Source organism: Pseudomonas sp. MWU12-3103b (genome assembly GCF_023100615.1).
In the GTDB taxonomy this organism is placed as follows: domain Bacteria; phylum Pseudomonadota; class Gammaproteobacteria; order Pseudomonadales; family Pseudomonadaceae; genus Aquipseudomonas; species Aquipseudomonas putida_A.
Window position 1 is genome coordinate 174,206 of record NZ_JALMEY010000005.1, and the last position, 24,481, is coordinate 198,686.

At 62.0% G+C, this 24,481-nt stretch carries 23 protein-coding genes; 11 read left to right on the top strand and 12 right to left on the bottom strand.

Features of this window, described 5'->3' with window-relative positions:
* Nucleotides 1-109: 109 nt before the first annotated feature.
* Complete coding sequence (locus tag M0808_RS10910; protein WP_247841042.1) at nt 110-1,357, bottom strand: TIGR03862 family flavoprotein; 1,248 nt, start codon at nt 1,355-1,357, stop codon at nt 110-112.
* 292 nt (nt 1,358-1,649) lie between these two features.
* Entirely contained in the window at nt 1,650-2,570 is a 921-nt protein-coding gene (locus M0808_RS10915; RefSeq protein ID WP_247841044.1) for a histone deacetylase, read from the bottom strand.
* A gap of 82 nt (nt 2,571-2,652) precedes the next feature.
* Between M0808_RS10915 and M0808_RS10920 the strand changes: the two genes are divergently transcribed.
* From M0808_RS10920 to M0808_RS10930, 3 genes are all read left to right on the top strand, one after another.
* Nucleotides 2,653-3,222, top strand: a complete 570-nt coding sequence (locus M0808_RS10920) for a GNAT family N-acetyltransferase (protein ID WP_027612866.1) — start codon at nt 2,653-2,655, stop codon at nt 3,220-3,222.
* Between the two features lie 105 nt (nt 3,223-3,327).
* Entirely contained in the window at nt 3,328-4,197 is an 870-nt protein-coding gene (tesB, locus tag M0808_RS10925) for an acyl-CoA thioesterase II (protein ID WP_003228466.1), read from the top strand.
* Nucleotides 4,194-4,787 (top strand): HAD family hydrolase, encoded by a 594-nt coding sequence (locus tag M0808_RS10930; RefSeq protein WP_247841046.1) that lies wholly within the window; start codon nt 4,194-4,196, stop codon nt 4,785-4,787. Before tesB ends, M0808_RS10930 begins: the two co-directional genes overlap by 4 nt.
* 115 nt (nt 4,788-4,902) lie before the next feature.
* On the opposite strand, the gene M0808_RS10935 is transcribed toward M0808_RS10930, so the two are convergent.
* The 4 genes from M0808_RS10935 to M0808_RS10950 form a co-directional block, all read right to left on the bottom strand.
* Complete coding sequence (locus M0808_RS10935) at nt 4,903-5,856, bottom strand: alpha/beta hydrolase (protein ID WP_247841048.1); 954 nt, start codon at nt 5,854-5,856, stop codon at nt 4,903-4,905.
* The gene (locus M0808_RS10940) at nt 5,857-6,747 is read right to left on the bottom strand and encodes a neutral zinc metallopeptidase (protein ID WP_027612863.1); all 891 of its coding nucleotides are present in this window, start codon (nt 6,745-6,747) and stop codon (nt 5,857-5,859) included.
* 189 nt (nt 6,748-6,936) lie between these two features.
* Entirely contained in the window at nt 6,937-7,770 is an 834-nt protein-coding gene (locus tag M0808_RS10945) for an aldo/keto reductase (protein ID WP_247841050.1), read from the bottom strand.
* Nucleotides 7,754-9,493, bottom strand: a complete 1,740-nt coding sequence (locus tag M0808_RS10950) for an FAD-dependent oxidoreductase (RefSeq protein WP_247841052.1) — start codon at nt 9,491-9,493, stop codon at nt 7,754-7,756. The genes M0808_RS10945 and M0808_RS10950 overlap by 17 nt, the downstream gene beginning before the upstream one ends.
* Nucleotides 9,494-9,668: 175 nt before the next feature.
* Here M0808_RS10950 and M0808_RS10955 point away from each other — a divergent pair, with 175 nt between their 5' ends.
* The 4 genes from M0808_RS10955 (at nt 9,669) to M0808_RS10970 (ending at nt 13,491) form a co-directional block, all read left to right on the top strand.
* Nucleotides 9,669-10,445, top strand: coding sequence for an IclR family transcriptional regulator (locus M0808_RS10955; RefSeq protein ID WP_247841054.1), 777 nt, complete (start codon nt 9,669-9,671; stop codon nt 10,443-10,445).
* A 223-nt stretch (nt 10,446-10,668) separates the two neighbouring features.
* A complete protein-coding gene (locus M0808_RS10960) occupies nt 10,669-11,730 on the top strand; it encodes a Gfo/Idh/MocA family oxidoreductase (protein WP_247841056.1) in 1,062 nt (353 codons plus the stop codon).
* 2 nt (nt 11,731-11,732) lie between these two features.
* Nucleotides 11,733-12,548, top strand: coding sequence for a sugar phosphate isomerase/epimerase (locus tag M0808_RS10965; protein WP_247841058.1), 816 nt, complete (start codon nt 11,733-11,735; stop codon nt 12,546-12,548).
* A 64-nt stretch (nt 12,549-12,612) separates the two neighbouring features.
* Nucleotides 12,613-13,491 (top strand): DMT family transporter, encoded by an 879-nt coding sequence (locus M0808_RS10970; protein ID WP_007963736.1) that lies wholly within the window; start codon nt 12,613-12,615, stop codon nt 13,489-13,491.
* A gap of 127 nt (nt 13,492-13,618) precedes the next feature.
* Here the strand turns inward: M0808_RS10970 and M0808_RS10975 are convergent, their stop codons facing one another.
* Nucleotides 13,619-14,956 (bottom strand): MFS transporter, encoded by a 1,338-nt coding sequence (locus M0808_RS10975; RefSeq protein WP_247841060.1) that lies wholly within the window; start codon nt 14,954-14,956, stop codon nt 13,619-13,621.
* Nucleotides 14,957-15,224: 268 nt separating this feature from the next.
* Between M0808_RS10975 and quiC the strand changes: the two genes are divergently transcribed.
* Both quiC and M0808_RS10985 read left to right on the top strand, forming a co-directional pair.
* Nucleotides 15,225-17,126: a 3-dehydroshikimate dehydratase QuiC gene (gene quiC, locus M0808_RS10980; RefSeq protein WP_247841062.1), complete on the top strand. Its 1,902-nt coding sequence runs from the start codon at nt 15,225-15,227 to the stop codon at nt 17,124-17,126.
* 102 nt (nt 17,127-17,228) lie between these two features.
* Nucleotides 17,229-17,906: a TetR family transcriptional regulator gene (locus tag M0808_RS10985; protein ID WP_027612854.1), complete on the top strand. Its 678-nt coding sequence runs from the start codon at nt 17,229-17,231 to the stop codon at nt 17,904-17,906.
* Between the two features lie 117 nt (nt 17,907-18,023).
* Here the strand turns inward: M0808_RS10985 and M0808_RS10990 are convergent, their stop codons facing one another.
* The 4 genes from M0808_RS10990 to M0808_RS11005 form a co-directional block, all read right to left on the bottom strand.
* On the bottom strand, nt 18,024-18,878 hold the full coding sequence (locus M0808_RS10990; protein WP_247841064.1) for a shikimate dehydrogenase: 855 nt from the start codon (nt 18,876-18,878) through the stop codon (nt 18,024-18,026).
* On the bottom strand, nt 18,875-19,324 hold the full coding sequence (gene aroQ / locus M0808_RS10995) for a type II 3-dehydroquinate dehydratase (RefSeq protein WP_025108744.1): 450 nt from the start codon (nt 19,322-19,324) through the stop codon (nt 18,875-18,877). Before aroQ ends, M0808_RS10990 begins: the two co-directional genes overlap by 4 nt.
* 198 nt (nt 19,325-19,522) lie before the next feature.
* Nucleotides 19,523-20,602, bottom strand: coding sequence for a tRNA (uridine(54)-C5)-methyltransferase TrmA (trmA, locus tag M0808_RS11000; protein WP_247841065.1), 1,080 nt, complete (start codon nt 20,600-20,602; stop codon nt 19,523-19,525).
* Entirely contained in the window at nt 20,599-21,894 is a 1,296-nt protein-coding gene (locus tag M0808_RS11005) for an NCS2 family permease (RefSeq protein WP_003228434.1), read from the bottom strand. Before M0808_RS11005 ends, trmA begins: the two co-directional genes overlap by 4 nt.
* Nucleotides 21,895-22,118: 224 nt before the next feature.
* On the opposite strand from M0808_RS11005, the gene M0808_RS11010 reads away from it, so the two are divergent.
* Both M0808_RS11010 and M0808_RS11015 read left to right on the top strand, forming a co-directional pair.
* Complete coding sequence (locus tag M0808_RS11010; RefSeq protein ID WP_247841067.1) at nt 22,119-22,568, top strand: DUF4879 domain-containing protein; 450 nt, start codon at nt 22,119-22,121, stop codon at nt 22,566-22,568.
* Nucleotides 22,569-22,634: 66 nt separating this feature from the next.
* Complete coding sequence (locus M0808_RS11015; RefSeq protein ID WP_247841069.1) at nt 22,635-23,186, top strand: DJ-1 family glyoxalase III; 552 nt, start codon at nt 22,635-22,637, stop codon at nt 23,184-23,186.
* 6 nt (nt 23,187-23,192) lie between these two features.
* Here the strand turns inward: M0808_RS11015 and M0808_RS11020 are convergent, their stop codons facing one another.
* Nucleotides 23,193-24,431, bottom strand: coding sequence for an MFS transporter (locus M0808_RS11020; protein ID WP_222018277.1), 1,239 nt, complete (start codon nt 24,429-24,431; stop codon nt 23,193-23,195).
* Nucleotides 24,432-24,481: the final 50 nt, after the last annotated feature.

Here is a 24,481-nt window from a genome sequence, read left to right on the forward strand (position 1 = left end):
TGATTCTGCTGCTGTGAATCCACAATCGACTCGGTCTTTCAGGTCGATGTGTTACGCCAGACACCTCGGTCGGCTCCCTCTCCCTCGGGGAGAGGGTTGGGGTGAGGGTTCAGGCAGGCACCTCGGACTTGAGCCACTGCAACATTCCAATCCCCGCCGCCCGCCCGCTGGCAAAACACCCGGTCAGTAGATAGCCGCCCGTCGGCGCTTCCCAATCCAGCATCTCGCCCGCACAGAACACCCCCGGCAACGCCTTGAGCATCAAACGCTGATCCAGCGCTTCGAACATCACGCCACCGGCACTGCTGATCGCTTCATCCAGCGGCCGCGTTTTTACCAAAGTCAGCGGTAACGCCTTGATCGCCCGCGCCAACAGCGCCGGATCAGCAAACGTTGCTGCATCGCTCAGCTCTCGCAACAACGCCGCTTTCACCCCATCAATTCCGACCTGACTGTGCAGATGCTTGGCCATCGAACGCGAGCCGCGGGGTTTGCTCAACGCGGCCTGTAATTTATCCACAGGACGGCCGGGCAGCAGATCGATGTGCACCGTGGCTGAACCCTGCGTATTGATCGCCTCGCGAATCGGTGCCGACAGCGCATAGATCAGGCTGCCTTCAACCCCGGTTGCGGTAATCACGCATTCGCCCAAGCGCGGGATATCGTCGTTCAAACCGATGGCGACATTTTTCAGCGGTGCGCCGGCGAATTTGCTGACAAGGAACTCGCTCCAGGCCTGCACTTCGAAGCCACAATTGCTTGGTTGTAACGGCGCCAGCCCTACGCCTTTTTGTTCCAGAGGCAGCATCCACGCGCCATCCGAACCCAGGCGCGACCAACTGCCGCCGCCGAGGGCGAGCAGGGTGGCGTCGGGTTTGACGGTGATTTCGCCGTCGGGGCTGGCGATGCGCAGCGCATCGTGTTCATCCCAGCCGAGCCAGCGATGGCGGGTGTGGATAACCACGCCGCTGTCGCGCAGGCGTTTGAGCCAGGCGCGCAGCAGCGGCGCGGCTTTCATGTCGGTGGGGAACACCCGGCCGGAGCTGCCGATAAAGGTTTCGATGCCCAGTTCATGAATCCAGCGGCACAACGCGTCGGCGTCGAAACCGCGCAGTAACGGCGCGATCTGCGGCGCGCGTTCGGCGTAGCGCGCGAGGAACGCCGGGTAAGGCTCGGAGTGGGTGATGTTCATGCCGCCGACCCCGGCCAGCAGAAACTTGCGACCGACCGAGGGCATGCCGTCATACAGATCGACGCGCACGCCGGCCTGGCTCAGCACTTCGGCGGCCATCAGGCCGGCGGGGCCACCGCCGATGATGGCGACGTGAGCGGGGAGGGGGGCGGAGGTCTGGGTCATGGCGTGCGCTGCGGTATGGCGGAATAAGGCGCGCATTCTAACAGCGCAGACCAATGTGGGAGATCCCTGTGGGAGCGAGCTTGTTCGCGAAGACGTCGGTAGATTCAACATCTATTGACTGACCCACCGCTTTCGCGAGCAAGCTCGCTCCCACAGTGGATTTTTAGTGAATTCAATACCTGGTTAAAAATTAGTCAGTGTGCTGCAGGCCATGAGCGGTATGGGCTGTAGTCCCTTTCGCTCAGGTTATCCACAGGCCGTTCCACAGCGATTGTGGGTAACGCAGCACAGCTTAGTGACATCCGTGTGACGTCCAGACCCGTTGCGCGCTGTGATGCAGGATGCCGTGGCGGCGGGCGAGGGCGTGGCGATCCTTGCTGTAGCCACCGCCGATCACGCCAACCACCGGAATGTCGCGGCCCAGGCAATGGCGCATCACGCTTTCATCGCGGGCGGCCACGCCTTCGTCTGTCAGCTGCAGATAACCGAGGGCGTCGTCCTTGTGCACATCGACCCCGGCGTCGTACAGCACCAGATCCGGTTGATAAAGCGGCAGCAGGTAGTTGAGCGTGTCATCCACCACCTGCAGATAGTCGGCATCGCCCATGCCTTTGGGCAGTGGGATGTCCCAGTCGCTTTCGGCCTTGCGTGCAGGAAAATTCTTCTCGCAGTGCAGGGAAACGGTAATGGCCTCTGGGGTGTCATGCAGGATCCGCGCGGTGCCGTCGCCCTGATGCACGTCGCAATCGAAGATCAGCACACGGTTCACCCGACCGCTTTGCAGCAGGTAATGGCTGATGATTGCCAGGTCGTTGAAGATGCAGAAGCCGGCCGGGTAATCGTAGTGGGCGTGATGGGTGCCGCCGGCCAGGTGACAGGCCATGCCATGCTCCAGAGCTTTTTCTGCCGCGAGAATCGAGCCGCCGACCGCCCGCACCGTGCGCCGCGCCAAGGCTTCGTTCCACGGCAGGCCAAGGCGCCGCTGGTCTTCGCGAGACAACTCGCCGCTCATGTAGCGTTCGATATAGCGGCGGTCATGCGCCAGGGCGAGGATGTCGTTGGGGCAGATCTCGGGACGCAGCAGGTCGGCGTCGCGGGTCAGGCCGCTGTCGACCAGGTGGTCGCGCAGCAAGCGGAATTTGTCCATCGGAAAGCGGTGATCCGCCGGAAACTCGGGGCTGTAGTCTTCGTGGTAGATCAGCGGCAGTGGCATGGCAACTTCATGTCGGAACGATGGAAAGAGTGAACGATCCTACCAGCGATGTAGACTTGCGGCATGGAAATGGAGGGGCATGATGGAGCCGATTCAGCAACTCGAAAGCGCACGCCTGCTGATGCGTCAGTGGCGCGACGAGGATTTGCCGGAATTTGCGGCGATGTGCGCCGATCCTCAGGTGATGCGCTACTTTCCGGCCCCGCTCAGCCGTCTGGAAAGTGCGTCGATGATTGGCCGGGTGCGCGGGCATTTTGCCGAGCACGGTTTCGGACTGTGGGCGCTGGAGCGCAAGGACAGCGGTGAGTTCATCGGTTTCACTGGCCTGGGTGTGGTCGGTTTTGATGCGCCGTTCACCCCGGCGGTGGAAATCGGCTGGCGTCTGGCCCGCGAGCATTGGGGGCTGGGCTATGCCAGTGAGGCGGCGTGGACGGCATTGCGCGCAGGTTTTGATCGGCTGGGGCTGAAGGAAATCGTGTCTTTCACCGCCCAGAGCAATCTGCCGTCGGAGAAAGTCATGCAGGCGATTGGCATGCAGCACGATCCGGCCGATGATTTCGATCACCCCAAACTTGCCGTCGATCACCCGTTGCGCCGGCATTTGTTGTACCGAATTACCAGGGAGCAATGGCTGCAAACCCTGCATGGCTAAGCCGACACGGACGTTTACAATGGCGCGACAGTGGCTCGCGCCAGAACCTGAATGGGCCGCCGCAGCCAAGACTGCGCGGCATAGCGTTGTGTGAGGAGAGTCTGAATGAGCCAAGTGTTGGAAGATCTGGTCGACCTGCTGACCCTGGAACCGATCGAGGAAAACCTGTTCCGTGGCCGCAGCCAGGACTTGGGTTTCCGTCAGTTGTTCGGTGGCCAGGTACTCGGTCAGTCGCTGTCGGCGGCCAGTCAGACGGTTGAAGAGGCGCGTCACGTGCATTCGATGCACGGCTATTTTTTGCGCCCGGGCGACGCCAAGTTGCCGGTGGTGTATTCGGTGGATCGCGTGCGTGATGGCGGCAGCTTCAGCACCCGGCGGGTCACGGCCATCCAGAAGGGTCACCCGATTTTTACCTGCAGCGCGTCGTTCCAGTACGACGAGGCTGGCTTCGAGCATCAGAGCCAGATGCCAGTGGTGGTCGGCCCGGAAAACCTGCCGTCGGAGCTGGAACTGACCCAGCAACGCGCGCACCTGATCCCCGAGCACATGCGCGAAAAACTGCTGTGCCCGAAACCGATCGAAGTGCGCCCGGTCACTGAAAAAGATCCGTACAACCCGCAACCGGCCGATCCGGTGAAGTATGTGTGGTTCCGTGCCGACGGTGCACTGGCCGACATTCCGGCGCTGCACAAATACCTGCTGGCCTACGCCTCGGACTTCGGCCTGCTGACCACCTCGATGCTGCCGCACGGCAAGTCGGTCTGGCAGAAAGACATGCAGGTCGCCAGCCTCGATCACGCGCTGTGGTTCCACAACGATCTGCGCGCCGATGACTGGTTGCTCTACGCGATGGACAGCCCGTGGGCCGGCAATTCCCGTGGATTCTCCCGTGGCAGCGTGTACAACCGCGCCGGGCAACTGGTGGCGTCGGTGACCCAGGAAGGCCTGATTCGTCACCGCAAGGATTGGGCATGAGCCTGAGCGATGTGAAGCACTGGGTGTTCGACATGGACGGCACCCTGACGGTCGCCGTGCATGACTTTGCGGCGATTCGCGTGGCGCTGGCGATTCCGCCCGAGGACGACATTCTTACGCATCTCGCGGCACTTCCCGCCGAGGAAGCTGCGGCGAAACATGCCTGGTTGCTGGAGCATGAGCGCGATCTGGCGCTGGGTTCGAAACCGGCTGCCGGTGCGGTGGAGCTGGTGCGTGACCTGCACGGGCGCGGTTATCGCCTGGGCATTCTGACCCGTAATGCGCGGGAACTCGCGCATGTGACGCTCGACGCCATCGGTCTGGCTGACTGCTTTGCTGTGGAAGATGTGCTGGGCCGCGATGAAGCGCCACCGAAGCCGCATCCCGGCGGGTTGCTGAAACTGGCCGAGGCCTGGAGCGTGCCGGCCAGCGAAATGGTGATGGTCGGGGATTACCGCTTTGATCTGGATTGCGGGCGGGCGGCCGGGGCACGGACGGTGCTGGTGAATCTGCCGGACAACCCGTGGCCGGAGCTGACGGATTGGCATGCGCAGGATTGTGTCGAGTTGCGGCGGATGCTTTTGGCCTGAGATCTTCGGTGCCTGTCAGATTGCCTTCGCGAGCAAGCTCGCTCCCACAGGGGAATGCATTCCAACTGTGGGAGCGAGCTTGCTCGCGAAGAGGCCAGATCATCCACCGCACAACTTACTGCTCAAACAGCGCTTTCAGCCCCTCCGGCGACGTCAACATCCCATCGCCGTTATGCCCGACCCCGGGCACTTCAACCAGCCGCTGATTGACCCCTTCCGGATGCCGGCGCAGCAGGTAGCCGAAAAACAGCTTGCCGCGTTCCAGCCGATACGCGCCTTGTGCCTCGGCGGCGCAACTCTTGTCCAGCGCCGGATGTTGCGGGTCTATGTCCTGCTGCCCCAGCAGATAAATCACTTCGCGTTTGATGTAGCTGCTTTCAAGCTGCAACGGCGTTTGCCCACCGGCGTACACCGGCATGTCTGCCAGACCGTACTTCCAGCGATTGAAACCCGGGCACTGTGCGTGATCGAACGCTACCGGCCGCTGTTCGTTGAAATACGCGTACGACGACGGATTGGCCACCACATAGCGCAGGCGAATGCCATTGGCCTTCAGCGCCGGTTGATCCTTGGCCAGCAAGGCATAGCGCTGCACCACTTGACCGCCACCGGAATGGCCGAAAATCACGATCTGCTTCACGTCCGGAAACTGCTTGCGGTCGCTGACCCGGGCGACGATGGCGTCGAGTGCGGCGTAGGAACTCAGCGGCTTCGGCCCTGTGGATAACCCGCCGCCCATCCACTCGTTGCCTTTCCAGCGCAGCAATGTGTTGGGCAGGGAGTACAGCGCGACGTCGCTTTCGTTGAGAAACTGCGGCGCGATCACCAGTGTGTGCGCCGTTTGCCCGGCCAGTTCGGTGGCGCGCTCGGCACTCTTGCGATAGGTCTCGGCATTGCGCAGCCGTCCGTGAATGACGATCAGCACCCGTTCGATTTTCTCAGGTGCCGGGCTGATGCCGACGGCCATTTCGCCGGCCTCGAATTGCAGGCGTCCGGGGCTGATGGCATCGACGCCCGCCGCGTGGGCGTTGCCGCCGATGATCAGTAAAGCCAGAAGCCATTTGCGCATTTACAGGTTTTTCGCTGCGAAGGTATCGCACTGGCCGACCTGGCCTTGGGCGAAACCGGTTTTGAACCAGCGCACCCTTTGCGCCGACGTGCCATGGGTAAACGAGTCCGGCACCACACGGCCCTGACCCTGTTGTTGCAGGCGATCATCACCGATGGCGTTGGCCGCATTCAAGGCCTCTTCGACGTCACCCGGTTCCAGCCAGTTCAGGCGCTTCTGCGCATGGTAGGCCCAGACGCCGGCCAGGCAGTCGGCCTGCAATTCCTGACGCACCAGCAAACCGCCGTCGCCCTGCATCTGCCGGCCCTGCTGACGGGCCGTCTGAATTTTTGCCGAGACGCCGAGCAGCGTCTGCACATGGTGGCCGACTTCGTGCGCGATCACGTAGGCCTGGGCGAAGTCACCGGCGGCCTTGAAGCGCTGGGCCATTTCCTGGAAGAAGGCCATGTCCAGATAGACTTTCTGATCCGCCGGGCAGTAGAACGGGCCGGTCGCCGAAGTCGCCAGCCCGCAAGCGGAATTCACCCGGTTGCTGAACAGCACCAGGGTCGGGTCCTTATATTGGCGCCCGGCCTGCTGGAAGATGGCGCCCCAGGTGTCTTCGGTATCACCAAGGATCGAACGCACGAATTCGGCTTGCTGGTCGTTGGCCGGTGGCGCCTGGCGGGTTTGCGTCGAGGCCGGTGCCGATTGCTCGGTCATTTGCCCAGTGAGCTGGCCGAGGATCTGCAACGGATCCTGTCCGGTGATCCAGCCGATGCCGACGATCAGCAGGATCGCCCCCAGGCTCAGGCCTTTGCCGCCACCGAACCGCATGCCACCACCGCCGCCGCTATCATCGCCACGGGCATCGACGACGTTGTCACTGCGTCGGCCTTTTTTCCATAGCATGTGGGAATCCTCTTTCTGTACGTGGTGATGAGTGTTGCTGGTGTGAGAGTGTGGCGCCAGTCCGGTCGTCCGTCTATTGGCGTACACGCAAACAGGCCCGGCCTCGGGTGACGAGGGCGGGCCTGTTATTGACGAGCGTGTGGGCGACTAATTCAATCCGTTGGCGGATTTCTCCTTTCGCACTGTGCGTCAGCGATCGAAGGCGTCCCACACCGGGGCGAAATCCGGGCTGACCTGACGCTGATTCTTCGGCAGGGCGGCGATCAGTGCGCGGTCTCCAGCGTCCAGTTCAACCTGCAGCGAAGCCAGGTTCGCCAGTTGATTGGCGCGGCTGCTGGCTTTGGGAATCGCCGCGACGTTGGGCTGATCCAGCAGCCATTTCAACGCCACCTGAGTCGGCAGCACGCCGTGTTTTTCGGCAATCTGCTGAATCTGTGGAATCTCCGAGACCTTGTTACGCGCCAATGGCGTGTAGGCCGTCAGTGCCAGATCGTGTTGGCGGGCATAGTCGAGCAGGGCGTTTTGTCCGAGCAGGACGTGGTACTCGACCTGGATCACTGACAGAGGGATGCCGTATTCCTCGACGACAGTGCGCAGCAGCGGCAGCGGAAAATTCGCCACACCGATGTTGCGCGCCAGACCCTGTTCCTTGAACGAGGCCAGGGTGTCGAGAGTACGCGGCAGATCCCAATCGGTACTCGGCCAGTGGATCATGAACAGGTCGACGTACTCGCTGCGCAAAGCCTTGAGGCTTCGTTCCATCGAGTGGCGCATGGCGTCGGGTTGCAACTGATCCCACCAGACCTTGGTGGTGACATGAATCTGCTCGCGGGGTGTCGGTGTATTCGCCAATGCTTGTCCGACCGCGTCTTCGTTGTTGTAGGCCGCTGCCGTGTCGATGTGCCGGTAGCCGAGTTCCAGGGCCTGCTCGACGGCACGGGTGCATTCGGCGCCGAGCATCGGCCAGGTGCCGAGGCCGAGTTTCGGCATGTTCAAACCCTGGGCGTTAACGATGTGCTGCATGGTCGATCTCCTGTTCGAAAGCAGTGATGCCGGCGATATGCCGAGCGGCGATGTAACCGAAAGTCAGCGCCGGGCCGAGGTTGATCCCGCCTGCCGGATAGTGCCCGCCCATGATGCTGGCCATGTCGCCACCGGCGGCGTAGAGCCCGGCGATGGGGCGGGCATGGGCGTCGAGCACTTGCGCCTGCGGGTTGACCTTGAGCCCGGCAAAGGTGCCGAAGCAGCCCGGTTGGACTTTCACGGCATAGAAGGGGCCTGTCTCTATTGGGGCAACGCAAGGGTTGGGAAGGTTCGCCGGATCGCCCTGTTTGCGGTTATAGGGCGTTGCGCCGCGACCGAACGACGGGTCCTCGCCGTGGCGTGCATGGCGGTTGTAGTCCTCCACCGTGTGGCGCAACCCGATGGGGTCGATACCGCAGACGCTGGCCAATTCTTCAAGGGTGTTGCCGGTTTTCAGATAGCCGCTGCGGATAAATCCTGACACCGGTACGGGAAATGGCCGCGACATGCCCAAGCCATAACGCCGTTGAAAGGCGCGGGTGCAGATCAGCCAGGAGGCGACTTCTTCGCCTTCAGGCGTGGCGGCAACCATGGCGCTGACGTAGTCGTAGTAACCGTTGGCCTCGTTGACGAAGCGCTGGCCGTTGCGCAGTACGCCGATGATTCCCGGTTTGCCGCGTTCGATGATGTGTGGGAAATGGCCGATGCTGCCGTCAGCATGCGGCACTTGCGAGACCGGCGCCCAGGCCACGGGCGACGCCAGCTCGGTATTGACCGTGGCACCGACGCTTTCGCCCAGACGCAGGCCATCGCCATTCACCGCCAGCGGCGGCAGTGCCCAGTGTTCATGACCCGTGGGCGTGCGCGGAAACAAGGCCTTGCGCCGTTCGACGTCGTTGGCGAATCCGCCGGCGGCGAGCACCACGGCTTTGCGTGCATGAATGCGGATCGGGCCTTTGGCGCTGCTGACCACTGCGCCGCAAACCCCTGCTTCATCACGCAGCAGCTCGGTCACGGGTGCCGACTCCCATAACAAAACGCCAAGGTCCTCGGCGGACTTCGCCAGCCTTGCGACCAACGCCACCCCGTTGACCAATTGCATGGCCCGGCCGTGTACCGCGAGGTCAAGCAAGTGCCGGGTAAAACGCCGGGTTACGTGCCACGCGGCTTTCAGCGAACGGGTGAGATTGAGGAACGCCGAAAGGTCGGCGCCGGCCATGATCGGCATGCCCATGAAGGACGTTTCGCGCATTGTTGTACGCAGGCGCCTGAGCAGGCGTCCGACTGTTCGTCCGTCGTAAGGCGCCGCGATGACCGAGCGACCACCCGTGCCCGCGCCGGGCGTATCGCCATGAATGTCGGCAATGGCGTTGCCGTCGGCAAATTGCAGAGCAGTGTGCTGTTCGAAAAACGCGACCATGTGCGGCCCGGCGGTGAGGAAAGCGTCGACCATTGCCGGGTTGTAATGCTCGCCGAGTTCATGGCGCAGGTACGTGCGCGGCTGCTCGACGTCTTCGATAATGCCGGCGCGTCGGGCCAGCGGATTGCACGGCACCCATGCCCAGCCGCCGGACCACGCGGTGGCACCGCCGAACACCGGATCTTTTTCAACCACGATGACCTTCAGGCCGTGCCATGCGGCAGTGACCGCTGTGGATAAACCGGCGGCACCGGAGCCGACGACCAGAACGTCACAGTCGATTTCGGGAAGTTCGGCAGGCATCAGGCAAAGCTCCGCAGCTGGGTTTTATTGGAATCAGGTTCCGGAAATTAACCAATGATGTGCAGCTGCAACAAGGCATGGTTTAGTAAAGTGGGCGGTTATCGCACGCCAGTTCCGGATTTCGCTTTGTCTCGGATGTCTTCTAGAATCGGCAAAATTTCACTTGGACCTTCCCATGGCCGGCAGTCAGATCGAACGGGTTTTCAGCGTACTGGAAAGCCTCACCAGTGAGTCGCGCGGGCTGCCGATGCAGACGCTGGCCGAGCAACTGGACATCCCGAAAAGTGCCACGCACCGGATGCTCACGGAGCTGATTCGGCTGGGCTACGTGCGGCAGAATGCCGACACTCTGCGCTATCACCTGTCGACCAAACTGGTGGCGATGGGGTTTCAGTACCTGTCGAGCAGCGGTGCCGACATCGTGCAGCCGGTGCTGGATCGACTGGCGCAGGAAACCGGTGAACTGGTGCGTCTGGGGGTGATCGATGGCGAGCGCCAGACCTGGATCGCCAAGGCACAGGGCGCACGCACGGGCTTGCGTTATGACCCGGACATGGGTCGCGATGCGCCGCTGTTCTACACCGCTTCCGGGCACGCGTGGCTGGCCTGCATGAGCGATGCCGAAGCGTTATCGATGGTTGAGCGCCAAGGCGCGGAAGTTCCGGTGGGCGTCGGGCCGAATGCGCCGCGCTCCAATATCGAACTGCTGGAGCGCCTGCGCCTGGCGCGGGAACAGGGTTATGCCTGTGTCGAGGAAAGTTCGGCGGTGGGCACCTCGGCGATTGCCGCGGTGGTCAAGCATCCGGTTGACGGGCGAGTGATCGGCGTACTGAGCATTGCCGGGCCGAGCGCACGGATGCCCGGCGCGCGACTGCACGAATTGGCGCCGCTGCTGATGAAGTTCACGGAGGAATTGTCGGCGGCGAGCCTGGCGTCCGAATTGTTCGTCTGACTCGCACCGATCCCTGTAGGAGCTGCCGCAGGCTGCGATCTTTTGGTCTTGAAAATCAAAGTCAAAAGATCGCAGCCTTCGGCAGCTCTACAGGTTGAGCATCAAGTACGAAGTTGTGCGGTGTCCGCACGGTTTTCCCATCACTGGGTGTTTGATTGTGGAACGCGGTTCTAAATTGTTGCTGGAGTGACATTTCCAACAACAATCACAAGAGGATCGCCCCTTGACTTCGCCCCTTCGTATCGCCCTGATTGGCGCTGGCAACATGGGCCAGCAGCATTACCAGCACCTGCAAACCCTAGAAGAAGCCCGGTTGTGCGCAGTGGCCGATCCCGGTCCGCAGGCTCCCGCGCTGGCGGCGCAGTGGGGCGTGGCGTATTTCGCCGATCACCGGCAGATGCTGGAGCAGGTACGGCCCGATGCGGTGATCGTGGCCAATCCGAATAATCAGCACGCCAGCACGGCGCTGGATTGCCTCGCCGCCGGGGTTCCGGTGTTGCTGGAGAAACCGGTCGGCGTGCACCTGGATGAGGTGCGTGAGCTGGTGGCGGCGGTCAAACGCTGTGGCGTGCCGGTGCTGGTCGGCCATCATCGGCGGCACAATCCGTTGATCGTGCGTGCCCACCAATTGCTGCGCAGCGGCGCGCTCGGGCGGCTGACCACGGTTACTGCACTGTTCCAGTTACGCAAACCCGACCGATATTTCGAGGTTCCGTGGCGCCGTGAACCGGGGGCGGGCCTGTTGCTGACCAATCTGATTCACGACCTCGATCTGCTGCGTCACCTTTGCGGTGAAGTGCAGGCGGTGCAGGCCGTCACCGACAACGCGGTGCGGGGTTTTGCCAACGAAGACAGTGTCGCGGTGTTATTGCAATTTGCCGGCGGTGCACTGGGCACGCTGAGCGGTTCCGATGCGGTCGCCGCGCCGTGGAGCTGGGAGCTGAATTCCGGAGAGAACCCGGTCTATCCGCGTCAGGTCGATCAGCCGTGTTATCTGCTGGCGGGCACCGCCGGGGCGCTGAGCATTCCGCAACTCAAGCGTTGGCACTACGCTGCCGATCAAGTCGATGCCGGTTGGCACGAGCCTTTGCTCGCGGTGCAGGAACATTGCGCGGCCGGGGATGCTTTGCGTTTGCAGCTGCAGCATTTTGTGCAGGTCGCGCGGCGTGAAGTCGAACCCTTGGCCAGTGCCGCCGATGCCGCGCGAACATTGGCGCTGGTCGAGGCGATACGTGAGGCGGCGGCCAGCGGTCGTGCCTGTTCCCCGGCAGCGGTCGAGGCTTGAGCATGAACGAACGAATCCTGTCTCTGGCCAGTCTCACCGTGCTCGAGTTGTCACCGCCGCAAATGGTCGAAGTAGCGGCGCGTGCCGGTTACAGCCATGTCGGTCTGCGCCTGGAGCCGGCGACGCCGGAGGAATATCACTTTCCATTGGTGGCCGATGGCGGATTACGGCGTCAGACGTTGGCGCGTTTGCGCGACACTGGCATCGCTGTGCTCGATGTGGAAATTCTGCGTCTGAAACAGCTAACCGTGGTCGCCGATTTCGACAAGCTGCTGGCCGTCGGCGCGGAGTTCGGCGCCAGTGAATTACTGGTCGCCGGCAATGATCCTGACGAGCATCGGCTCACCGACAACTTTGCCGCCCTATGTGATCTGGCGGCGCCTTACGGTTTGCATCCGCATCTGGAGTTCATGCCCTGGACCGATGCGTGCAACCTCGAACAGGCGTTGCGCATCGTTGCCAATGCCGACCGGGAAAACGCCGCGGTGCTGGTCGATGCCTTTCATTTCGATCGCTCCGGCTCACGGCTGGAGGATCTGGTCAGCGTTGCGCCCGCGCGCCTGCGTTATGCGCAATTGTGTGATGTGGCGGGACCGAGACCGGCGGACATGGCCGAGATCTTGCGTCAGGCGCGCAATGAGCGGCGGTTTCCCGGCGAGGGCGATTGTGATTTGCACGGTTTGTTGCGCAGTCTGCCAGCTAATATTCCACTGAGCCTGGAGATCCCCACGGTAAAACTGCTGGAGCAGGGTGTAAGCGGATTGCAACGAGCACAGATGGCGCTCGACAGGACGCGGGAATTGTTGGCGCAGTTGTAAGTCAGTTTTGGTGGCGGGGCGCCAGCGTCCTCGCCACTGTTTATTTTTCCTTCAGAGATATCCAATGACCGTCAGCACCCCGCTCTCCGGTGTCAACCAACCCTTCAAGGGGATCTTGCTGATTGTCGTGGCGACTTTCCTGTTCTCCAGCCACGATGCGCTGTCGAAATACCTCTCGGGTTTCTACCCGATCGTCATGGTGGTCTGGGCGCGGTATCTGGTGCACACCTTGCTGATGGCGGGAATTTTCCTGCCGCAATCAGGGTTGCGTGTGCTGCGCACCAAACGGCCGTTATGGCAGTTGGCGCGGGCGCTGTGCCTGCTCGGCACCAGTCTGTTTTTCACCACTGCGCTGCTGTACATCCCGTTGGCCGAGGCCACGGCGGTCAACTTTCTCGCGCCGGTGCTGGTGACGGCGCTGTCGGTGCCGTTGCTCAAGGAACGGGTAACGCGCGGGCAGTGGATCGCGGTGATCTGCGGTTTTATCGGGGTGCTGATCATCGTCCATCCGGGAGGCGAGTTGTTCACCCCGGCGGTGCTGCTGCCGTTCTGCTCGGCGTTGTTTTTCTGCTTCTATCAACTACTGACGCGCAAGCTCAGTGAGGTCGACAGCCCGACCACCAGCAACTTCTTCGCTGGTCTGTGCAACACGCTGGTGATGAGTGCGTTGGTGCCGTTCTTCTGGCAGGTGCCGACCTTGTCGCACGCCGTGTTGATGCTGGCGCTGGGCAGTTGCGGGATGACCGCGCACCTGTTTCTGACCCAGGCGTTCCGCCATGCCGCGCCGGCATTGCTGGCGCCGTTCGGCTACTGCCAGATCGTGTTTGCCGGGCTGTTGGGGTGGGTGGTGTTCAACCACACGCCGAGTCTGTTGACGGTGATCGGCATTGCGGTGATCTGCTGCAGCGGCCTGGCGGCGGCTTGGCAGCAGAGCCGCAGATGAGAGAGATAAATAACCCTGTGGGAGCGGGCTTGCTCGCGAAGGCGGTGTTTCAGTCGACATCTTCAGTGACTGACTGGACGCTTTCGCGAGCAAGCCCGCTCCCACAGGGGGGAGGGGTGCAGGCCGGTTACTCGGTGACGTCTGGAATCTTGCGCGGGGCCATGAAGTACATCCAGGTCAGGGCAATGAAGTACATCGCCGGAATCAGCGTGAACAACACGGTGTAGTTGTTATGGGTGACGGTCAGGATGTGGCCGACGATCTGGGTCATGAACATCCCGCCGATCGCGGCGCACATGCCGCCGAAACCGAACACCGTGCTCATCATGTGCTTGGGCGTGTAGTCCATCACCAGGCTCCAGATGTTCGCAGTCCAGGCCTGATGCGCGCCGATGGCCAGGGAGATTGCCGCGACGGCGACCCACAGATTGCTTGAGCCGGCGGCCATGATCACGCCGATGATGCAGCAGGCGAACAGGAACATCGACAGCAGCCGCGCCTTGATCGAGTTCATGCCGCGACCGATCAGGAACGAAGACAGAATGCCGCCGCCGACACTGCCGAAGTCGGCCGTCACGTAGATGATGATCAGCGGAATACCCATCTGGGTGACGTTGATGCCCAGGTTGTATTGCTGATTGAGAAACGGCGGCAGCCAGTACAGGTAGAACCAGAACACCGGCGCAGTCAGCGAGTAGGCGAGGGCGAAGGCCCAGGTGCCGCGCATGCGCAGGATTCGCGAGAACGGTACGCGGGCCTGTTCCGGTTCGACTTCTTTCTGGATGTAGTCCAGCTCGGACTGTTTCACGCTCGGGTGATCTTCCGGGTTGAAGTATTTCAGGCCCCAGAACAGCAACCAGATCCCGCCCAGTGCGGACATGCACAGGAACGCCGCCTGCCAGCCCCATACGTGGAGAATCAGCGGCAGCAGCATCGGCGTGAACATGGCGCCGACGTTGGTCCCGGCGTTGAAGATGCCGGTGGCCACGGCGCGTTCACCGGCGGGGAACCACAGGCGCGTGGTTTTCACGCAGGCCGGGTAGTTGGCCGCTTCGGTCAGGCCTAGGATGAATCGGCAGACCATGAAGCCGACGGCCGAAGTCGCCAGACCGTGGGCGCCGGTGGCCAGGCTCCAGAGCAGCACTGCGCAGAAGAACACGCGTTTCACGCCGACCCGGTCGATCAGGCGTCCCTGCAGGACGAAGCCGATCGCGTAGCCGACCTGAAACCAGAAGTTGATGTTGGCGTAATCCATCGCCGTCCAGCTCATTTCCTTGGCGAGGATCGGCTGCATGACGCCGAGGGCGGCGCGGTCGATGTAGTTCAGGGTCGTGGCGAAAAACACCAGCGCCAGCATGCCCCAACGGGTCTTGCCGACAGCCATGGCGCCGCGGATCTTGTCGCCGATGCCACCCGTGGCAGTGCTCATGGCCGGGGCCATGCGGGAAGTCTGTGAAGGAATCATTGTTCCACCCGTTTTTGAATTTGTTATGTGGTGTTGTTTGCACGCACTGCGACCGAAGGTTCATTTCCGGACTCAATGTGAAGTCGATGGTGGGCAGTGGACGAAAAATCGTCAATTCGCCGAAACGCCATAGTGTTCGATAATCGCACGCAAAACTAACCGGCTGGTACACTTTAAATTGCTGCTGAAGACGATGCAGCCAATAATTTCCTCACGATAAAAAATGATCCCCTGTAAAAAAACTGCAGCGCAGTCCGGGAGTAGCAACATGCAGCGTTCCATTGCCACCGTTTCCCTGAGCGGCACCCTGCCGGAAAAGCTCGAAGCCATTGCCGCCGCCGGGTTCGACGGCGTCGAGATCTTCGAGAACGATCTTCTGTATTACGACGGCAGCCCGCGGGAAATCCGGCAGATGTGCGCTGACCTGGGGATCGCCATCACCCTGTTCCAGCCGTTCCGCGATTTTGAAGGCTGCCGCCGTGATCGGCTGGCGCGCAATCTGGAGCGGGCCGAGCGCAAATTCGACCTGATGCAGGAACTGGGTACCGATCTGGTGCTGGTCTGCAGCAACGCTTCGGCGGACAGCGTCGGCGACCGGCAGATTCTGGTCGATGACCTGCGGCTGCTGGCCGAACGTGCCGGCGCTCGCGGGTTGCGTATCGGCTATGAAGCGCTGGCCTGGGGCCGGCACGTCAATACTTATCAACAGGTCTGGGACATCGTCCGCCAGGCCGACCACCCGGCACTCGGCGTGCTGCTCGACAGTTTTCACACCTTGTCGTTAAAAGGTGATCCAAGCGCGATTGCCGACATTCCTGGCGACAAGATCTTCTTTGTGCAAATGGCCGACGCGCCGATCCTCGCCATGGACGTCCTGGAGTGGAGCCGGCATTTCCGTTGCTTCCCGGGGCAGGGCGAATTCGATCTGCCGGGGTTCCTCGCGCCAATCATCCAGAGCGGTTACACCGGGCCGTTGTCGCTGGAGATCTTCAACGATGGCTTCCGCGCCGCGCCACCACGGGCCAACGCCGCCGATGGTCTGCGTTCGCTGCTGTATCTGGAAGAGAAAACCCGTCAGCGCCTGGAACAGCAAGCAACGCCGGTGGTCAACCGCGACATCCTCTTCGAAACGCCGCAAGCCAGCGAGTACAACGGCATCGAGTTTCTTGAGTTCGCCGTCGACGAAAGCCTCGGCGCCAAACTGAGCAACTGGCTGGAGCGCCTGGGCTTCGTCAAGGCCGGGCAGCACCGCTCCAAGAGTGTGAGCCTGTTGCGCCAAGGCGATATCAACCTGATCCTCAACGCCGAGCCGTATTCGTTCGGCCACAGTTTTTTCGAGGCCCACGGCCCGTCGCTGTGTGCCACCGCTGTGCGGGTCAAGGACAGCGCCAGCGCCCTGGCCCGCGCCGTCGCCTACAAGGGCCAGCCCTATCGCGGCCTGGTCGGCCCCAACGAACTGGAACTGGCCGCGGTGCGTGCGCCGGACGGCAGCCTGATTTATCTGGTGGATGAGGCGGCGGACGTTTATGGCACCGACTTCAATCTGCTGCCGAACGCTCAGGCCCGTGGCGGCCTCAAGCGCATCGATCACATGGCCATGGCGCTGCCGGCCGACAGCCTCGACAGCTGGGTGCTGTTCTACAAGAGCCTGCTGGATTTCGAGGCCGACGATGAAGTGGTGCTGCCCGATCCGTACGGTCTGGTGAAAAGCCGGGCGTTGCGCAGCCGCGACAGCTCGATCCGTCTACCGCTGAACATCTCCGAGAATCGCAACACCGCGATCTCCCACGCGCTGTCGAGTTATCGCGGCTCCGGTGTGCATCACATCGCCTTCGATTGTGATGACATCTTCGCCGAAGTCAGCCGCGCCAAAGAAGCCGGTGTGCCGTTGCTGGATATCCCGCTCAACTATTACGACGACCTCGCCGCGCGCTTCGATTTCGACGACGAGTTCCTCAGCGAGCTGGCGTACTACAACGTGCTCTACGACCGCGACGCGCAGGGCGGCGAGTTGTTCCACGTGTACACCGAGCCGTTCGAGGGGCGCTTCTTCTTCGAGATCATCCAGCGTAAAAACGGCTATGCCGGTTATGGTGCGGCGAACGTCGCGGTACGTCTGGCGGCGATGGCCAAATCACGCAGCGGTGCGGTGCGTCAGGCGAAGTTGTAGGAATTTCGTAAACGCGGGATTAAACACGAGCCGCGTGGCTTCCTTCACTGTGCAGCGCGGCCCATAATCGCCAACCTGTGCAGTGATGGCCGTGAGCCCGCAATGACAATGACTTCAGAACTCCCCGCCGCTCCCGTCGAATCCGGTATCGAGCCGCGCAAGAGTCGCAAGAACAACCCGGAAAAAACCCGCGAGAACATCCTGCAGGAGGCGATCGTAGAGTTCGTCCAGCAGGGCTTGTCCGGCGCCCGCGTCGACGCGATCGCCGAGCGTATCCACACCTCCAAACGCATGATCTATTACTACTTCGGCAGTAAGGAGCAGTTGTACGTCGAGGTACTGGAGAAACTTTACGGCGACATCCGCAGCACCGAAAACCGCCTGCACCTGGCCGAGTTGCCGCCGGTGGTGGCGATCCGCCGACTGGTGGAGTTCACCTTTGATCACCACGACCGCAACGTCGATTTCGTGCGCATCGTCTGTATCGAAAATATCCACAACGCCGAGTTCGTGAAGCGTTCGGACACGATCAAGGCGATGAACAATACGATCCTCGATTCACTGGGCGAGATTTTGCGTCGCGGTGCCGAGGAGGGTGTCTTCCGCGCCGGGCTGGACGCGCTGGATGTGCACTTGCTGATCAGTTCGTTCTGTTTCTACCGCGTCTCGAACCGCCATACGTTCGGGGAGATTTTTCAGATCGATTTGCCGGACGAAAGCATCAAGCAGCGTCATCGCGAGATGATCTGCGAGTCGGTGTTGCGCTACTTGCAGCCGTGACACCTATCCAATGTGGGAGCGGGCTTGCTCGCGAAAGCGGCGTGTCAGCCTATACATCTGCTGCCTGACACACAGCCTTCGCGAGCAAGCCCGCTCCCACAGGATCGATGTTTATCTTCAGCCATTCATGCTTTGAAAATGCGCCAGCATCCGCTGTGCGTCCGGCACCACGCCGCTGAACAGTTCAAACGCCTTCACCGCTTGAAACACCGCCATGTTGCCGCCGTCCAGCGTGCGGCAACCCAGCCCGCGGGCGTTGCGCAGCAGTTCGGTTTCCAGCGGGAAGTAAACAATCTCCGCGACCCACAGTTCCTTGCGCAGCAACTCCACCGGCACCGGCATCCCCGGCAGTTTGGCCATGCCCATCGGCGTGGTATTCACCAGACCATCGGCCTGATTCAGCGTGCCCGGCAGATCTCGCCCGGCGACGGCGCGACCGACGCCGAAATGCTGGTTGAGGTTGTTCGCCAGACTCTCGGCGCGCTCGCGGTCGACGTCGAAAATGCTCAGTTGCTGTACGCCTTCGCTCAGCAGCGCGTGGGCCACCGCCGCCCCGGCACCACCGGCGCCCATCTGGACGACACGCTCACGCGCAGCGTCTTTCAGGCCCCGACGAAAACCTTCGGCAAAACCCAGGCAATCGGTGTTGTGGCCGATGCGCTTGCCATCCTTGAGCACCACGGTGTTGACCGCGCCGATGCCTCGGGCTTCCGGCGACAGTTCGTCGAGCAGCGGGATGATCGCCTGCTTGCACGGGAAAGTAATGTTCAGGCCGGTGTAGTTCATCCGCTCGGCCGCCTGCAGCAAGTCGGGCAGGGCGTTGCTGTCCAGATGCAACTGATCGAGATCAATCAGCCGATACAGGTAGCGCAAGCCTTGGGCGTCGCCCTCATGTTCATGCAGTGCTGGCGTGCGCGAGGCTTGAATACCCGCACCGATCAGGCCAGCCAGTATTACCGGTTTACGGGTCATGCTGCGCGCCCCTTCAGTCGCTGACTGAAATGCTCCAGGGCCAGGCGATAGCCATGGCTGCCGAAGCCGCACATCACCGCCGTGGCGATGGCCGAGACGAACGAGTGATGGCGGAACGGCTCACGCGCATGCACGTTGGACAGGTGCACTTCGATCACCGGCAACTCACTGGCCACCAGCGCGTCGCGGATCGCCACCGAGGTGTGCGTCCACGCCGCCGGGTTGATCACGATACCGGCGCAACGGCCGCGTGCCGCATGAATCCAGTCGAGCAATTCGCCTTCGTGATTGGTCTGGCGAAACTCCACGGCCAGGCCAAATTCTTCGGCAGCGCGGCCGCACAGAGCAGAAATATCAGCCAGGGTTTCGTGACCGTAGGTTGCCGGTTCACGAGTGCCGAGCAGGTTCAGGTTCGGGCCGTTGAGCACCAGAACGATAGGGGGCATGGGGGCAAACTCCACTTATTGTTTTTGGCTTGGGCCGAAGGTTTCAGCCTGTGGAGGTAAAATGTACCAGATGGTTACCATGGTCAATTGAACCGCGTTGCCTCCGACGTTTTATGTTCGGTGATCGCACAGATCAAGAAACTGCACCCACAAAAAAGCCGTCAATCAAGACGGCTTTCTCGTATCCGGCATTCGCCATCAACGCCGGGTCAGCAACACCCCGGACTCCATGTGATGTGTCCACGGGAACTGGTCGAACATCGCGCAGCGGGTGATGCGGTGCGTGTCGTGCAGTTGGGCGATGTTGGCCGCGAGGGTTTCCGGGTTGCAGGAGATGTACAGGATATTGTCGAAGCGCCGCGTCAGCTCGCAGGTGTCCGGGTCCATGCCGGCGCGCGGCGGGTCGACGAATACGCTGCCGAACTCGTAGCTTTTCAGGTCGATGCCTTGCAGGCGACGGAACGGGCGCACTTCGTTCAGCGCTTCGGTCAGCTCTTCGGCGGACAGGCGCACCAGCGTGACGTTATCCACAGCGTTTTCGCTGAGGTTGCTCAGTGCGGCGTTGACCGAGGTCTTGCTGATCTCGGTGGCCAGTACGTTGCGCACACGGGTGGCGAGCGGCAGGGTGAAGTTGCCGTTGCCGCAGTACAGCTCCAGCAGATCATCGCTGCGATCGCCCAGCGCTTCGAATGCCCAGTTCAGCATCTTCTGGTTCACCGTGCCGTTGGGCTGGGTGAACGCGCCTTCTGGCTGGCGGTAGCTGAAGGTGCGACCACCGACGTCGAGTTTCTCCACCACGTAATCGTGGCCGATGACTTCGCGTTTGCCCTTGGAACGGCCGATGACGCTGACGTTGAGATCAGCCGCCAACTTCGACGCGGCCGCATGCCAGTGCTCGTCCAGCGGACGGTGATAGCAAAGGGTAATCATCGCATCGCCGGCCAGGGTGGTCAGGAACTCCACCTGGAACAGCTTGTGGCTCAGCGCCGAACTGGCCTGCCATGCCGCCTTGAGCTGCGGCATCAACTGGTTGATGCGCAGGCTGGCAATCGGGAACTCTTCGATCAGGATCGGCGTGCGCTTGTCGTCCTGGGAGAACATCGCGTAGTGCCGCTCACCGGCCTCGCGCCACAGGCGAAATTCCGCGCGCAGGCGGAAGTTCTGCAGCGGCGAGTCGAACACGGTCGGCTCTGGTGCATCGAACGGGGCCAGCAGGTCACGCAAACGCGTGACCTTGTCTTCGAGCTGAGTGGCGTAGGCCTGGGAATCGAAAGTCATGCGTTGAACCAACCCAACTTGATCACAAACAGAATCGACAGAATCACCAGCGCCGGGTTCAGCTCACGGGCGCGGCCCGACAGCAACTTGATCACGGTCCAGGAGATGAAGCCGAAGGCGATGCCGTTGGCGATCGAGTAAGTGAACGGCATCGCCAGCGCGGTAACCACCACCGGTGCGGCCACGGTGATGTCTTCCCAGTCTATTTCCGCCAGACCCGACGTCATCAGCACGGCGACGAACAGCAGCGCCGGTGCGGTGGCGAAGGCTGGAACGCTGGCCGCCAGTGGCGAGAAGAACAGCGCCAGCAGGAACAGGATCGCCACGACGACCGCCGTCAGGCCGGTACGCCCGCCAGCGCTTACGCCAGCCGCGGATTCGATGTAGCTGGTGGTGGTCGAAGTACCCAGCAGCGAGCCGGCCATCGCCGCGGTGCTGTCGGCGATCAGTGCACGACCCATTTTCGGCATGTGGCCGTCCTTGCCCATCAGTCCGGCGCGTTTGGCGACGCCGATCAGGGTGCCGGAGTTGTCGAACAGGTCGACGAACAGGAAGGCGAAGATCACGCTGACCAGACCAATGTCCAGCGCGCCCTTGATGTCCAGTTGCATGAAGGTCGGGGCCAGCGAAGGTGGCATCGAGGTCACTCCGCCGAACGGGGTGAAGCCCATGGCGATGGAGATGATGGTCACTGCCAGAATGCCGATCAGCACTGCGCCGCGCACTTTCAGCGCTTCGAGGGCGACGATCAGGGCGAAGCCGAGGGTGGCGAGGATCGGCGCCGGGGCTTTCAGGTCACCGAGGCCGACCATGGTCGCCGGGTTGCTGACCACGATGCCCGCGTTGTGCAGGGCGATCAGCGCCAGGAACAGGCCGATACCGGCGGCAATCGCCGAGCGCAGCGGCAGCGGGATGCTGTTGATGATCCATTCGCGGATGCGGAAGATCGACAGCAGGAAGAAGCACACTGCCGAGATGAACACCGCGCCCAGCGCCACTTGCCAGGTGTGGCCCATGTGCAGGACCACGGTGTAAGTGAAGAAGGCGTTCAGGCCCATGCCCGGGGCGAGGGCGATCGGGTAGTTGGCGATCAGGCCCATGATGGTCGAGCCGATGGCGGCTGCGAGACAGGTGGCAACGAACACTGCGCCCTTGTCCATGCCGGTCTCGCCGAGGATGCTCGGGTTGACGAACAGAATGTAGGCCATGGCCAGGAAGGTCGTGACGCCCGCCAGAATCTCGGTACGCACGTTGGTGTTGTGTGCCTTGAGTTGAAACAGCCTTTCCAGCATGTCTGCTCCCCGTGGCGCGCGCGGCGCCGTGAATGTATCGACCTCAACAGCAAAGCACAGACCGTCGCAAGCGCCTGGGAATTTGTGGTGGGCCGGAAAAAGCCGCGCATCATACCAGCAGCGTGAGGAATATGGCGGTTGTTGGTGCCGAACGTCGTCGAAGTTTTGCCACAGGACTAACTGCGCCATACTGCGCGCTGAATTTTTCGGGGAAACGTGATCACATGGGCAAGCGCTGGATAAAGGCTTTCTGGGTAATGGCCGGGCTGATGACCGGGTCGACGGCGGCGCTGGCAGCCTCGGCGCCACCATTGACTGAAGTGAAGGTGATCAAGGTTCAGTCGCCGGCCTGTGGTCTGGAAGACATCGGCGATAACCAGCCGCAAACCCAATGCAATCACAGCGGCCCGAGTATCAAGGTGTATGTGCTGGAAGTCGGCTATGGCCAGAACCAGCCGCATGCCACGCTGGACGGTTTTGAAGTCAACGGCACCCGGGCGCCGGTGTGCGCCTTTGATAACGGCAACCTGACCGAGTGCAAGCCCGGCAGCAACACCGTCGGCTCACTGTATACCTTTGATCTGGCGGGCAAGCAGGAAGGCACCTTCATCTTCAGTAACACCTCGATCAACGCGCCACGCAACACCCTGTCGACCCAGCTTTACATCAAGTAACGGCTGTCATCGAACAGGCAGGGCAAAGCTGACTACGCTTTAAAGATCACCCAGCGGATAGCGCCCATGACCTTTAGAGCCCTGATTACCCTCGCCGAGGGCATCGATGATCTGCAAAGCGTGACCCTGGTCGACGTGCTGCGCCGCGCCGGCGTCGAAGTCGTGGCGGCCAGCATCGAAGGCCGGCGCATGCTGACCTGCGCGCGCGGTACGCGCCTGACGGCGGATGGCATGCTGGTCGATGTGCTGGCACAGACTTTTGACCTGATCGTCCTGCCCGGCGGGGTGGTCGGTTCACAACATCTGGCGGCACATCAGCCGCTGCAGCAATTGCTCAAGGATCAGGCCAGCGCCGGACGCCTGTTCGCCGCCATAGGCGAAGCCCCGGCCATCGCCCTGCAAGCCGCTGGTGTATTACGCCAACGGCGCATGACCTGCCTGCCGACTACCAGTCATCAACTGTCGGGTTGTACGTTTGTTGATCAACCGGTGGTGATCGACGGCAATTGCATCACCGCCCAAGGCTCTGGTGGCGCACTGGCGTTTGCCCTGACGCTGGTGGAGCAGCTTGGTGGCAAGGCGTTGCGGGCGAAAGTGGCGGGGGAGATGTTGGTTTGACGAGAGTCAGACCTTCGCCTCTTCCACCGGCACATGCATCCGGTCGCGTTTGGCCAGGGTCGGGAACAGTTTGATCCAGGTCCCGGTGACCACCAGCGTGCCGATCCCGCCCATCACCACCGCCGGGACGGTGCCGAACCAGTGCGCGGTGAGGCCGGATTCGAATTCGCCCAACTGGTTCGAGGCGCCGATGAACAGGCCGTTCACTGCGCTGACCCGGCCGCGCATTTCGTCCGGGGTTTCCAGTTGCACGAAGGAGGCGCGGATCACCATGCTGATCATGTCCGCCGCGCCGAGCACCACCAGCACCGCCAGCGAGAACCAGAACGAGGTCGACAGACCGAAGGCGATGGTTGCGACGCCGAACACGCCAACGGCGGTGAACATCACCCGGCCAACATTGCGCTCGACGGCAAATCGCGCCAGAAACAGTGACATCCCCAACGCACCAACCGCCGGCGCCGAGCGCAGCAGGCCCAGGCCCCACGGCCCGGTGAGCAAGATGTCCTTGGCGAACACCGGCAGCAACGCCGTAGCGCCACCGAGCAACACCGCGAACAGATCCAGCGAGATCGCCCCGAGAATGTCCGGGCGGCTGCGAATGAAGCGGATACCCGCCAGCAACGAGTCCAGCGTGGCTTTGCCTTTGTTCAGTGGCGTCTGTCGCGCGGGCAGGTTGAGCATCAAGGTGCAGGCGATGACATAGAGCAATACCGTCGGGCCGTAGACCCAGACACTGCCAAACGCGTAAAGCAAGCCACCGAGGGCCGGAGCGACAATGGTGGCTGACTGTTGAGCCGACTGCGCTGCGGCGACCGCCCGTGGAAACAGGGCGCTGGGCACGATGCTCGGCAGCAGCGCCTGGGTCGTCGGCATTTCGAAGGAGCGCGCCGCACCGAGCAGGAAGGCGAGGATAAAGATCATTTCCCGGGTGACGTGGTCGGTCGCACTGCCGATGGCCAGTGCCAGGGCAATCAACGCCTGCAACGACTGACAGATCGCCGCAACACGGCGCCGGTCATAGCGGTCGGCGACATGCCCGGTGTGCAGCATGAACAGCACCCGAGGCGCGAACTCGACCAGCCCGACCAGACCCAGGTCGAGCACGTTGCCGGTCAACTGATACAGATTCCAGCCGATCGCCACCGTGAGCATCTGAAAGCCACTGGCGGTGAAGATTCGGGCGAACCAGAACGCAAGAAAAGGACGATGGTGACGTAACAGCAGGGGCTCTTGGCTGGGCATCTGAAGGCAGGTCTGGCTCTTGGGGGAACCGCGAGGTTATCACCAGTCTG

What these genes read in the sequence shown, in the direction of transcription:
- M0808_RS10910 (WP_247841042.1), bottom strand. Translation starts at nt 1,357, where the DNA reads ATGACCCAGACCTCCGCCCCCCTCCCCGCTCACGTCGCCATCATCGGC.
- M0808_RS10915 (WP_247841044.1), bottom strand. Translation starts at nt 2,570, where the DNA reads ATGCCACTGCCGCTGATCTACCACGAAGACTACAGCCCCGAGTTTCCG.
- M0808_RS10920 (WP_027612866.1), top strand. Translation starts at nt 2,653, where the DNA reads ATGGAGCCGATTCAGCAACTCGAAAGCGCACGCCTGCTGATGCGTCAG.
- tesB (WP_003228466.1), top strand. Translation starts at nt 3,328, where the DNA reads ATGAGCCAAGTGTTGGAAGATCTGGTCGACCTGCTGACCCTGGAACCG.
- M0808_RS10930 (WP_247841046.1), top strand. Translation starts at nt 4,194, where the DNA reads ATGAGCCTGAGCGATGTGAAGCACTGGGTGTTCGACATGGACGGCACC.
- M0808_RS10935 (WP_247841048.1), bottom strand. Translation starts at nt 5,856, where the DNA reads ATGCGCAAATGGCTTCTGGCTTTACTGATCATCGGCGGCAACGCCCAC.
- M0808_RS10940 (WP_027612863.1), bottom strand. Translation starts at nt 6,747, where the DNA reads ATGCTATGGAAAAAAGGCCGACGCAGTGACAACGTCGTCGATGCCCGT.
- M0808_RS10945 (WP_247841050.1), bottom strand. Translation starts at nt 7,770, where the DNA reads ATGCAGCACATCGTTAACGCCCAGGGTTTGAACATGCCGAAACTCGGC.
- M0808_RS10950 (WP_247841052.1), bottom strand. Translation starts at nt 9,493, where the DNA reads ATGCCTGCCGAACTTCCCGAAATCGACTGTGACGTTCTGGTCGTCGGC.
- M0808_RS10955 (WP_247841054.1), top strand. Translation starts at nt 9,669, where the DNA reads ATGGCCGGCAGTCAGATCGAACGGGTTTTCAGCGTACTGGAAAGCCTC.
- M0808_RS10965 (WP_247841058.1), top strand. Translation starts at nt 11,733, where the DNA reads ATGAACGAACGAATCCTGTCTCTGGCCAGTCTCACCGTGCTCGAGTTG.
- M0808_RS10970 (WP_007963736.1), top strand. Translation starts at nt 12,613, where the DNA reads ATGACCGTCAGCACCCCGCTCTCCGGTGTCAACCAACCCTTCAAGGGG.
- M0808_RS10975 (WP_247841060.1), bottom strand. Translation starts at nt 14,956, where the DNA reads ATGATTCCTTCACAGACTTCCCGCATGGCCCCGGCCATGAGCACTGCC.
- quiC (WP_247841062.1), top strand. Translation starts at nt 15,225, where the DNA reads ATGCAGCGTTCCATTGCCACCGTTTCCCTGAGCGGCACCCTGCCGGAA.
- M0808_RS10985 (WP_027612854.1), top strand. Translation starts at nt 17,229, where the DNA reads ATGACAATGACTTCAGAACTCCCCGCCGCTCCCGTCGAATCCGGTATC.
- M0808_RS10990 (WP_247841064.1), bottom strand. Translation starts at nt 18,878, where the DNA reads ATGACCCGTAAACCGGTAATACTGGCTGGCCTGATCGGTGCGGGTATT.
- aroQ (WP_025108744.1), bottom strand. Translation starts at nt 19,324, where the DNA reads ATGCCCCCTATCGTTCTGGTGCTCAACGGCCCGAACCTGAACCTGCTC.
- trmA (WP_247841065.1), bottom strand. Translation starts at nt 20,602, where the DNA reads ATGACTTTCGATTCCCAGGCCTACGCCACTCAGCTCGAAGACAAGGTC.
- M0808_RS11005 (WP_003228434.1), bottom strand. Translation starts at nt 21,894, where the DNA reads ATGCTGGAAAGGCTGTTTCAACTCAAGGCACACAACACCAACGTGCGT.
- M0808_RS11010 (WP_247841067.1), top strand. Translation starts at nt 22,119, where the DNA reads ATGGGCAAGCGCTGGATAAAGGCTTTCTGGGTAATGGCCGGGCTGATG.
- M0808_RS11015 (WP_247841069.1), top strand. Translation starts at nt 22,635, where the DNA reads ATGACCTTTAGAGCCCTGATTACCCTCGCCGAGGGCATCGATGATCTG.
- M0808_RS11020 (WP_222018277.1), bottom strand. Translation starts at nt 24,431, where the DNA reads ATGCCCAGCCAAGAGCCCCTGCTGTTACGTCACCATCGTCCTTTTCTT.